The 10,918-nt window shown below is 64.4% G+C and carries 11 protein-coding genes; 10 read left to right on the top strand and 1 reads right to left on the bottom strand.

Features of this window, described 5'->3' with window-relative positions; all coding sequences use genetic code 11:
• The 5 genes from WAN71_RS19010 to WAN71_RS18990 all read left to right on the top strand — a co-directional run.
• The coding region (locus WAN71_RS19010) for a C40 family peptidase (protein WP_422226816.1) at window positions 1-393 on the top strand (393 nt) is incomplete at its 5' end.
• A 44-nt stretch (window positions 394-437) separates the two neighbouring features.
• The gene (locus WAN71_RS19005; protein WP_422226815.1) at window positions 438-800 is read left to right on the top strand and encodes a DUF4226 domain-containing protein; all 363 of its coding nucleotides are present in this window, start codon (window positions 438-440) and stop codon (window positions 798-800) included.
• Window positions 801-925: 125 nt separating this feature from the next.
• Window positions 926-2,341, top strand: coding sequence for a DUF4226 domain-containing protein (locus tag WAN71_RS19000; protein ID WP_422226814.1), 1,416 nt, complete (start codon window positions 926-928; stop codon window positions 2,339-2,341).
• Between the two features lie 42 nt (window positions 2,342-2,383).
• Window positions 2,384-2,701 (top strand): ESX-1 secretion-associated protein, encoded by a 318-nt coding sequence (locus tag WAN71_RS18995; protein WP_422226813.1) that lies wholly within the window; start codon window positions 2,384-2,386, stop codon window positions 2,699-2,701.
• Window positions 2,698-3,012, top strand: coding sequence for a DUF2694 family protein (locus tag WAN71_RS18990; RefSeq protein WP_422226812.1), 315 nt, complete (start codon window positions 2,698-2,700; stop codon window positions 3,010-3,012). The genes WAN71_RS18995 and WAN71_RS18990 overlap by 4 nt, the downstream gene beginning before the upstream one ends.
• Before the next feature lie 12 nt (window positions 3,013-3,024).
• On the opposite strand, the gene WAN71_RS18985 is transcribed toward WAN71_RS18990, so the two are convergent.
• Window positions 3,025-3,168, bottom strand: a complete 144-nt coding sequence (locus WAN71_RS18985) for a hypothetical protein (RefSeq protein ID WP_422226811.1) — start codon at window positions 3,166-3,168, stop codon at window positions 3,025-3,027.
• A 157-nt stretch (window positions 3,169-3,325) separates the two neighbouring features.
• On the opposite strand from WAN71_RS18985, the gene WAN71_RS18980 reads away from it, so the two are divergent.
• The 5 genes from WAN71_RS18980 to eccCa form a co-directional block, all read left to right on the top strand.
• Window positions 3,326-4,735, top strand: a complete 1,410-nt coding sequence (locus WAN71_RS18980) for a DUF5631 domain-containing protein (protein ID WP_422226810.1) — start codon at window positions 3,326-3,328, stop codon at window positions 4,733-4,735.
• Between the two features lie 62 nt (window positions 4,736-4,797).
• Window positions 4,798-5,118 (top strand): DUF2710 family protein, encoded by a 321-nt coding sequence (locus WAN71_RS18975; protein WP_422226809.1) that lies wholly within the window; start codon window positions 4,798-4,800, stop codon window positions 5,116-5,118.
• Window positions 5,115-6,056 (top strand): transglycosylase SLT domain-containing protein, encoded by a 942-nt coding sequence (locus WAN71_RS18970; RefSeq protein WP_422226808.1) that lies wholly within the window; start codon window positions 5,115-5,117, stop codon window positions 6,054-6,056. Before WAN71_RS18975 ends, WAN71_RS18970 begins: the two co-directional genes overlap by 4 nt.
• A gap of 2 nt (window positions 6,057-6,058) precedes the next feature.
• A complete protein-coding gene (eccB, locus tag WAN71_RS18965; protein WP_422226807.1) occupies window positions 6,059-7,552 on the top strand; it encodes a type VII secretion protein EccB in 1,494 nt (497 codons plus the stop codon).
• A 2-nt stretch (window positions 7,553-7,554) separates the two neighbouring features.
• Window positions 7,555-10,918 (top strand): type VII secretion protein EccCa (gene eccCa, locus WAN71_RS18960; protein WP_422226806.1); only part of this gene is annotated, 3,364 nt, incomplete at its 3' end.

Genomic DNA, 10,918 nt, shown 5'->3' with positions numbered 1-10,918 from the left:
CGAGCTTTGCGACGCGCCGGCTACCGCGCCGGGCTGCGCTTGCCGCCGGCCAACACCCGCGCCGGGATCGCCGTGCGCGCGGCGCTCTCGCGGTTGGGCAGCCCGTATGTCTGGGGTGCCACCGGGCCAGACCGATTCGATTGTTCTGGGTTGACCCAGTGGTCCTACGCGCGGGCGGGAATTCACTTGGACCGCACTACTTATCAGCAGATATGCGACGGAGTTCCGGTCTCCCGTTCCCAGGTCCGTCCGGGCGATCTCGTCTTTCCCAGCGCCGGACACGTGCAGATGGCTATCGGCAACAACCTGGTCGTCGAAGCACCGCATGCGGGCGCTACGGTCCGGATCAGCCCGCTGGGCACCGGTGTGCAGATTAGGCGCCCAGTGGGGTAGCGGCGATGGTTGTTGAGCGCGGAGCCCATGAGTACGGTCAAGCCATGGCAGAGCAGGCCGGCCGGTCGATCGGCGCCATCGGGGAAGGCCAAGCCGCGCTGTCGAGACAGCACGGCGCAGCTGCCGATGCCGACCGTGCTCTCGCGGAGGTGCTCGCCAGCGCGCATGCGGCTACGGTCGAGGGCGTCAGGCGCCTCGACGCGATCGCTGCCGAAATGGACCGCGCTGTCGCGAATCAGACTGCCATTGGGCTTGATACCGCGATTGGTGCGCATGAGTTTCAAAGGTTTCTGATCGCGAAACAACGCGAAATTCTGGCGGTGGTAGCCGGTGCCCGCGAGCTCGCTGATGCGAAAAAGGCCGTATTGGACAAGTTGGCGGCGCACTACACCACCTCCACCGGCTAGCGGTTTGTCGGCTCACCGCTGTCCACAGGAGTGAATTGTCGAGACCCACACGCCTGGCTACTGTCGCCAGCATGTTGGGGCCGCAAAACGATCCGCCGCCGCGCGCACTGTCATTCGGCTGAGCAATGGCTACGGCTAACGACGTGCTTGCCGCGGTCGAGCACGTCGAGGAGTGCACTGGCGACCCGAAAGCGTGGCTGACAGGTCTGACACCGCAAGACATAGCGGATGCCATGACGGCATTTACGGCAAGCCCGCAACGGCTCGACGGCGTCATTGCCAGAATCCGTCAACAGCATCCGGATCTGTTCGACCCAAGGACCGGCAAGATGATTGTCCCGCCGCAAACCGGACCCGCGGGCCGGCTACCACCGAATCCGCAAGTCGACGAACCTGCCCCCGATCGTCAGGAGGGCGCCGCCGCCGACGCCATTAGAGACGCGGAAGCTGCTCTGGCACATCAAAACTCGGCGACTGCTCAGGTCGACCTGCAAGTTGTCACTGCAGTTCTCAATGCGCACCAACAGAACGCCGAGGGCAGGGCAGCGTTGGCCAAGTTGCAGCACGATATCGAGGCGGCGGTCACAACACGATCCGATCTGGACACCCCGGCGGGCGCGCGTGACTTCCAGCGTTTCCTGGTCGGCAAGCTCCGGGATATCCGCGACGTGGTGGCCAATGCGAGCCTCGACGACACGTCGAACTCGGCGCTGATGGCCGCTTGGACATCGCTGTACGACTCGGCCAAGCCGGACGGTGAGGCGGACGAACACCGTCGGTCCACCGACGTGCCCGCCGGCTCCCCAGCAGAAAGCCGGGCAGCAACAGGCGACACTGCAGCTGACCCCTACCTGGACTCGCTGCCCGTGGACGATTCCGGCTTGTTGCCCGAGGATGCGCCGGCACAAGTTCCGTCGGCATCGCCGCCGATGACCCCGACGATGCCAAGTATCCCTTCGTTTGGTGGGGGAGGGATCCCGGGCGGATTTCCACTTTCCGGGCCGCTGCAGGGCGCCGACGATGACCGTTCACCGAAAGACCTCGACGACGCGCTGCTGGCAGCAGGCGACCCAGAAGACGAACCATCCGCCGATAAAGACGGCGATGAGCAGACGGACCACCACGACGCCGAACCCACGGCGGTGCAGCCGCCGACCACCGTCTCACTGCCTAACGGGGAAACCGTCACCGCTGCCAATCCTCAACTCGCAGCGGCTATTAAGGCGGCGGCCAGTGGCATGCCGATCGCAGATGCCTTCCGCCAGGAGGGAATTACCATTCCGCCTCCTGGGACTGCAGTTCCCGACCCGGTCGACCCAGCGCGGCTCACACCCGGGGATATCGGCATGCTCACTGATCGCCACGCACTTGCCCTCGGCCAGAGCCGGGCCCTGCTCAACGGCCAGATCCAGCACATTTCCACCGTGAACGGGCCCAGCTTCCTAGGCTGGGAGCATCCACCTGGGCCGGTCAGCGCAGCTGCACCAGACAAGACCGACCCACCGGCGCCCACCAGGCCGGCTACCACCGAGAGACCGTAGTAGAGATCCGGCGGCCGCCGGTTCATCAAGAGGAGACAGCGGATGGCAGACCGAATCCATGTGGTGCCCGACAACTTGCGTCAAGCCGCCGGCCACCACCAAGAGACATCCGAGTATCTGCGGACCCTGCCGTCGTCGCACCAGGCGATTCAAGAGAGCCTTGACTCGCTGGGTCCGATCTTCGGCGAGCTGCGGGAGGCCGGCCGTGAACTCCTCGAGCAACGACGCGTGTGCTACGAACAACAGGCCGACAGTCACTCGCAAATGGCCGACAACCTGACAAAATCGGCCAGCATGTGGGAGGCGCAGGATGCTGAGTCTGCTCAAGAAATCGAACGCATCTCCGACGACGGTCCATGACTGAGCCCGACCCGGCGTTCGACACCGTACACCCAAGCGGGCACATCCTCGTCCGCTCCTGTCGCGGCGGGTACATGCACAGCGTCACGCTGAGTGACGCGGCGATGCACACCGATGCGGAAAGTTTGGCGCAGGGCATTTTGCTAACCGCCGACGTCTCGTATCTCAAGGCAGTGATGGAAGTTCGCGGCGAAATCGTGGCGGCCGGCTACACCCCGTCTGCCGAGGTTCCGACCGCCCAGGATCTCGACATTGCGATCGAGCGGTTGGTGGCGCATGAATTACACCGCCGAGACGGTGCGGAGCAATGACTAGGGTCGGGTCTAGCGGATCCAGGTCTTGACGGCGTCTCGATCCGGAGCGATATCGGTGGGCGGCTGGACAGGATTAGCGCCGAACAACTCTCGCGCGCGGCTAAGCAGTGCGCGCACTTCGTTCAGCTGCTGTTGCAGCCCGGAATCAGCCACAGGCTTACGCTACCCAGAGTGGCTTATTCCTACAATTCACCACTAAGTCCTCAGCATTTGGGCAGGCCTTTTGACGGTTTGCCAGCAGTACACCCGCCTTTGTGGGACCGGCCAAACAGTGAGTTGGCGCTTCCGTTGATGACGGTAGGCTTGGCCGGTGGCGATCTTCGGTCGGAATACGGCGCGGCAGCGCCTCCGGAGAGCTACCCGAGAATCGCTGAAGATTCCGGCCTTCAGCTCTCCCGTCGACTGCACCCCGTGGGTGACAGGTGGGTTGTGGCCGGCCGAGCTGTCGACAGTTACTACCGCGACCGCCCCGCTTGTCAAGTATTTGAAGGCCGACCTGCAGAAGATTGTCAATTCGGCGAACGAAGAACTCTTAGGCATCCGGCGAGCGGGATTGGCTGATCCGATGCGACAGACAGAAGAGGCCCGAGTGATCAATGGTGCCCGCGCCTTCGCTGTTCGACGAGTCGAGTCGACAGTTCGCCATCTCCGTAATGGGACACCGAAATTGCCGGCGGAACACCGGCCGCTAAAGCCGGTAAATGGGGCTGACGACACCGAAAAGACACGGCGATTTAAAGTCGCCGCCGTTGCGCCAACGACGACGGACTTACCCGCTCCGCCAAGGCCGGAATATCCGGACCAAGACCACCGTCCTGCCGCGGCAGCGCCGCCGCCACCGGCTGCCGATTTGGAATCCGTCGAACCAGAAAGGTCCGCGCCCCGGCACCGCGCCGAACCGGATGACACCGAGGTGCTCGACGAGATCGCGATGGTGCTACAGGAGATCGCACCCCTCGCGGAGGCTCCGGTCGATGAAGCGCCGAGGCAGTCCCCCGCCGCGCGCCATACCGAGCCTCGGGTGACTCCGATCGATGAGCCGGTCAGCACGCATCAGCCGGCGCCGCAGGTCGAGTCTGAGTCGGATCGCGAACGGCTGGAGCGGCTACTCAAGTTCGTGGCTCGTCAAGAACCCGGATTGCGTTGGGCCGTCGGCAAGCGCGCGGACGGGAGCACGTTATTGGTGACCGACCTTGCCAACGGCTGGATACCGCCCGGGATTACGTTGCCCGCCGACGTCCGGTTGCTGGAGCCGGAGCGGCGCGCGGGCAACGCCGCGGCTTTACTCGGACCCACGGCATTGTTGGCGACTTACGCCCCTGGCGATGCGCTGGGCTGGGCAATCGACTATGACGTGGCGGACACCTCCTCGCAACCGCGTGAGCTGCCGGCCGTCGACGACTTGGGCTGGCAGCTCAGCGAGGCCACGCACTGGCGTGATGGTCTGCCGCGGATGGTTCACACGTTGGCTAAGGCGGGTGCCGCCGGGACTGGCGTCCTCGACGCCGAAATCGACATATTGCGGGTGTACCTCGATACTTCGCGCTACCAGCTATTCGCCCAGTACCCCGACATCGACGCCGGGTTGTTGCTCAATTGTCTGCTGCTGGCCGCCACCGAAGCTATTGCCACCGGGAACCTTCTGACCGCGAATTATCACTTCGCCTGGTTCCAAATGCTTAGTACGCCAGCGGCTAGCGGATGGAAAGCCGGCCCGTAGGGCACTGCGCGCGAGCGTGCAGGGAATGAATTGACGCTGGTCGGAGGGGTCGAGATACTGTCATGATGCCGGGGTCGGGCAGTCGCGCCCAGCTAAGCGATAAGGATCTCGTCGAATCGGTTCTGCGTGAATTGAGCGAGGCGGCCGATAAGTGGGAAGCGCTCGTCGGTCAGGCGGAGGCGATCACCTACAGCGTCGATCTCGGGGATATCCAGGCGGTCGTCAACTCCGACGGGAGGTTGGTGGAATTGACTTTGCATCCGACCGTGATGTCCGGATATAGCCATGGCGAGCTGGCCCACAGGTTGAACCTCGCCATCGTAGCGCTGCGGGAAGAGGCCGAAGCCGAGAACAAGGCGCGTTACGGCGGGGCCCTTCAGTGACGTGGGATCCGTTGTCGCGCGGGGCAGTTGAGCTGCTGGCTCGCGGGCACAACCTCTACGGCGTCGGCTATTTCGACGCGGGTGTTCCCGACGCGCCGGAGCAACTACGGGAGCGCGCGGACCGGCTCATCAGGATCAACGGCGAGGAGATGGGGGTGGCGGCGCCAGCCAATCGTCGGATGGCCGCTGGATTGCGGCGCAGCGCAGCGGCCGACAGCGAGCTGGCCGCCGCACTGGCAGCCGCCCATACCGATCACGCCATGGGTTGGCACGGGACCCGACGCGTCCTCGACGACGCGCGCAGCGACTCGATGCCGGCAGCAGACACCCCGCTCGGGCGGCAGGAAGCGTTGGCGCGCATGGCAGCTCGCCTGCGCCAGCAGCAACATTACCTACACCGTTCGCATCGAAACTCGCACCTGCTAGCGCGGCGGCTGCGCCGACCGGCCCACCTGCGCCTGCGGCACACCTCGGATCACCCGGCGGCACGGGTAGCCGCGCTCCCGCTTGGCGCGGTTAGGTACGAAAAGGCCTTTACACCAGGGCATGTCAGGCAGCGAATCGCCGCGGCGCTGGATCAACTGGGCATCACCGATCCGGTGGCTCGGCGCAATTGGATCCGCGGATACGAAACGTTGATCGCCCGGGAATCCGGCGGACGACCGTCGGTGGTCGGGTCGCAGCCGGCGGCAACACCCGGGGCAGTGCAGCCCGACGGACGCGGCCTGGGCTTCGCCCGAGGCATCGCCCAGACGATTCCGGCTACTTTTGCGCGCTACCACCAACCGGGCACGTCGACCAACATCTACGATCCGGTGGCCAATATCTGCGCCTCGATGAACTATGTGATCGATCGCTACGGCGTCAGTCGCAACGGCGAGAACCTCGCCGCGATGGTGCAGCAGGCGGATGCACATCGACCGCCGAAAGGATACTGACCGTGCCACTCAATCTCTCGAACCGAGACCAGAATTCGGGACACCTGTTCTACAACCGCAGGTTGAAGGCCGCGATCACCCGGTTCTCGGTGCGGATGAAGCACGACGACCGCAAACAGCAAGCTGCGGTGGCACTTTCAATGGTCTTCGTCCTCATCGGCATCGGCTGGATGGCGCTGCTGCACGTTATGAAGCCTGCCGGCCTGGTGGGCCAGTCCGCGATCATTGGAAATCGTGACACCGGCGCGGTCTACGCGAAGATCAACGGGCGGCTGTACCCCGCGCTCAACCTGACGTCGGCGCGGCTGGCCGTCGGCAACGCGGCCGCGCCGGCCTGGGTCAAGGCATCCGAGATCGCCAAGTACCCGACCGGTCCGATGATCGGTATCCCCGGTGTGCCCGATAGCCTCACCGTCACACCGAGTGCCGTGTCGGCGTGGTCGGTGTGCGACACCGCACCCAACCGGGGCAGCGGGGCGCCACCGTTGGTGACCTCGATCGCCGGAGAGTTGTCGGTGGCGGGCCGGGCAGCTCCCATGGGACCTTCGCAAGCTGTCCTGGTCACTCATAAAGCCGCCACCTACGTGATCTGGGGCGGACAGCGGTCGCAGATCGACCCCACCGACCGATCCGTCACCTTCAACCTGGGTCTCGATCCGGGCGTGACCTATCCGGTCGAAATCTCCAACGCCCTCTTCGACGCCATGCCGGCAACGGAACCGCTTGTGGTTCCGGCTATCCCGGAGTTAGGAACCCCGTCGAAGTGGTTGGCGGGCTCGACGGTCGGAAGTGTGCTGGAAACCCAGGACGCCAACGGCGCCGTCACCGGCTTCTACGCGCTGTTGCCCGACGGCGTGCAAAAGATCACCAGTTTTGTCGCCGACCTGCTCCGCACCGCACTCGCGCAGGCCTCCGCCAGACCGACCCTGGTTTCGCCCGACAAGCTGATCCACATTCCCGTCGTCGAGGTTCTCGATGTCGGCTATTACCCTTCGGGCAAGTTGAATTTCATTGACGCAGCGGCAAATCCGGTTACCTGCGTCGCATGGCAGAAGCAGTCCACCGACCCGCAGGCGACGATCACTGTCTTCAACGGACGGGGGCTGCCGGTGCCGATCGGGATGGATCCTCGTCTGGTCAGGCTGGTCCGCGATGACCGCAACCCCGATTCGGTGGAAGCCGACCAGGCGTTGGTGCTGCCGGGATCGGCGAACTTCGTCGCCACGACGAGCGGCGTCGCCACGTCGGACAGCCGCGAAAGCTTGTTTTGGCTTTCGCCGCAGGGCGTTCGATACGGGGTGCAATGGGATGACAAGACCTTGCAGGCCCTTGCGTTGAATCCGGGCAGCGCCCTCCAAGCGCCCTGGCCGATCGTACGCACATTTGCGGCCGGACCGGCCATCAGCCGGGAGAGCGCCCTGTTGGCGCGCGACACCATCCCGGGCGGCGGCGTAGCGGCGCCGGTTCCGGAAGCCAACCAACAGGTGGGAGGTTAGGCATGTCCAAACGCGGTTTTGTTCGCGGAGCACGCAAACCGGCACCGACGGTCCCGCCGGTGCGGGTGGCGGTTGCTCCGCCGCTGGCACTGCCGGAGCGCGAGCCGCGCAACATCCTGCTGATGATCGCGCTGCCGGCGCTGCTGGTCGGGATCATCGGCACCCTGGTGGTGATGTACACCTCCGGGGTCCGATCGCTGCAGTCGGGCTTCTTCCCGATGATGGGCCTGGCCGGGTTTGGCGCGTTGATGTTCAGCGGCCGGTTCGGACGCGGACGGCGGATCTCGTGGGGCGAGCAGGAGAAGCAGCGGCGTGTGTATCTGCGCCAACTCGACGAGGACCGCGACGAAGTACAGCGCGCAGCCCAAGACCAACGCCGTAGCCAACTCTTCCTGCATGGTGATCCGCAGCAGCTGGATAACGTTATCGGCGGCCCGCGGATGTGGGAGCGCCGCCCAGGCGACCCCGATTTTCTTGATGCCCGCCTCGGGATAGGTATACAGCAGGCCAGCGACTCAGCGGTGTCGCTGCAGTGGCCGGAGGTTCCGATCGGTGAGGAACTGGAACCGGTCACCGGCGGCGCGCTGCGAGATTTCATCCTTGAACAAAGCAAAATCCGCGGAATCGGCAAGGTGTTGAGTTTGCGGTCCAAGCCCGGATTCAGTTTCATCGGAAGCGATCCCGACCAACTGCACAACCTGGCGCGGTCGGTCCTGTGTTCACTGGCGGTCTATCACAGCCCGAATGACCTCAAGCTGATGGTTGTTACCCGTCATCCCGAGCTGTGGTCCTGGCTGGTCTGGCTGCCGCACAACCAGCACGACGAAATGTTCGATGCCTGCGGCCTGCGCCGGTTGGTGTTCGCCTCGCCAACCGAGCTGGAGGAATCGCTGGACGCCGAGTTGCACCGCAAGGGCCGTGGGCCCTGGACACCGCCGGTCGGAACGAGTCCGACATCGATGCCCTCACCCATGGAAGTGTCGAGTTCAAATCTGGGACCGCACTGGGTGATCGTCGACGACAGCGTCGGCACGCCCGAGCAGTGGGAGGGCGTGACCGGGCAGAAGGGCATGGCCGGCATCACGGTGCTGCGGTTGGCGACGCGAGACGGTTTGGGAGTCGGCTTCGCTGAGCCCGACCAGCGTTTCGAGCTGCGAGAAGGCCGGCTATATCACCGCGAGGCGTTCTATGCGGTGGCCGACATGCTGGCCGAGAGCACCGCGAACCGGTATGCACGAGCATTGGCGCGCTGGTCGCCGATGAGCGCGGGGGAGTTGTCCGAAACCGACAGCCAAGCAGGCGAATTGCTGCGTGCGTTGGGGATCAATGATCCGCGCCAACTCGACGTCGACCGGTTGTGGGCCGACAGCCGCGGCCGCGGTGACCCGAAGTGGGCGATGGTGCCGGTCGGCGTGAAGCCTGGCGGCGAACTGCAGTACGTCATCTTCCGCGCCAAAGACTTTGGCGGTTTCGGTTTTCACTCAGTCGTGATCGGAACGTCGGGGTCTGGTAAGTCCGAGTTCTTTCTGTCGTTGTGCAACGGGATTGCGCTGACGCATTCGCCGGAAACGTTCATCGTGATCTTCGTCGACATGAAGTTCGAATCCGCCGCCCAGGACCTGGAGGGGTTGCCCCACGTTGCGGGCTCACTGTCCAACCTGGGTAAGGACGATCGGCACCTGGCCGAGCGAATGCGCAAAGCCATCAACGGCGAAATTGCCCGGCGATACCGACTTTTCAAGGAAGCCGGTGCGCGTGACGCCAACGAATACGAAGAGATGCGGCTCGCCGGCCGGGATCTGGAACCGGTACCCATCCTGCTGGTCATCATCGACGAGTACCTGGAGCTCTTCCACCATCACCAAGAGTGGATACAACTGGTCATCCACATCGGTCAGGAAGGCCGTGGCTGCAATGTGTTCTTCACCCTCGGTGGGCAGCGGTTGGACCTGTCCTCGCTCAGCAAGGCGAAGAGCAACATCGCGTTCCGGGTCGCGTTGCGCGCGGAGACCGCCGAGGATTCCCGCGATGTCATCGCGAGCGATGCCGCGCTGCATCTGCCGTCGAAGGAGAACGGGTACGCCTTGCTCAAGGTCGGCCCTCGGGACCTGGAGCCATTCCGGTGCTTCTACCTATCGGCGCCGTTCGTGTTGCCAAAGAAGGTCACCAGCCTGAGCCAGACGATTGACGTGAGCTTCTCCCAGCCGCGACCGTTCACCTGGGAGTACCAACCGCTGAGCGCCGAGGACGCCGCAGCGTTGGCGGTGGCCGACGAGCCTGAGGAACCCGACGAATTCCTTTTCCATCCGGACGGTTTCAAGAAAAAGAAGATCCTCGACGTCATCCGCGAGTCGCTTACTTCAAGCCCTGCCCGGTTGCCGCACCAAATTTGGCTTCCCCCACTAGAAATCAGCGAGCCGGTCGACGCACTGGTGGGGTACTGGCGCGGCAAACCCTGGCATGTCGACTACGGGCAGAACCCAGGCCTCGTGTTCCCGATCGGGATTGTCGACATTCCCGAAGACCACCTGCAGCGGGTGCACGCCGTCGACGCCGAGATGGACAACGTCATGGTGGTGGCCACCGCCCAGCGTGGTAAGTCCACCACGTTGATGACGTTGATGACCTCCGCCGCGCTGATGTACCGGCCAGAACGCGTGACGTTCTTCTGCATCGGGGCAGCGCTGTATCCGGTGGAGGATCTGCCGCATGTCGCCGGGGTGGTCAGCGTGAACGACACCGAAGGGGTGTCGCGGACCATCGCGACGATGGAGGGGCTGATCCGCGCCCGGGAGGCGTCGTTCAAGCACTACCAAATCGACATCTCCGAGTTCAGGGAACGGCGCTTCGGCTCCGCCGGCGGCGGCGGAACAGATCCAGAGGACAAGTTCGGGGACATCTTCCTGGTTATCGATAACTACGGCGACCTGCACGAGAAGGACTTTGCGATGGGTGAACGGGCGATAACCATCGCCCGGCAGGGTCTGTCCTACGGGGTGCACGTGATGACCAGTGCCAGTGGCTGGTTCGTCGGGCAGAAGCAGGGGCTGCTGACCGTGTCGAATGCGCGGATCCAACTACGCCTCAGTAACGCCGACGAATCCCAGATGGGTAGCTCGATCGAGCAGCGCAGGGCCGCACGCAACACCCTGGACCGACCCGGATTCGGACTGACCCGAGACGGACACGAGTTCCTGATGGCAGTGCCCGAAGTCACCGGGACCAACAGGGAGCGAGTTTCGGCCCGCGGCGTCGGTCCGTTGATCGCCGAAGTTACCGGCACCGGCAGGGTGGAGCGGCTGTCCCGCCTGCCGGAGCGGGTGGCGTTGACTCAGGTGGTCGAGCGGTATGCGGTCACCGCTGAGG

The sequence above is a fragment of the Mycobacterium sp. genome, from assembly GCF_049280035.1.
Taxonomy (GTDB): domain Bacteria; phylum Actinomycetota; class Actinomycetes; order Mycobacteriales; family Mycobacteriaceae; genus Mycobacterium.
This window is presented reverse-complemented; position numbering and strand designations above follow the sequence as displayed.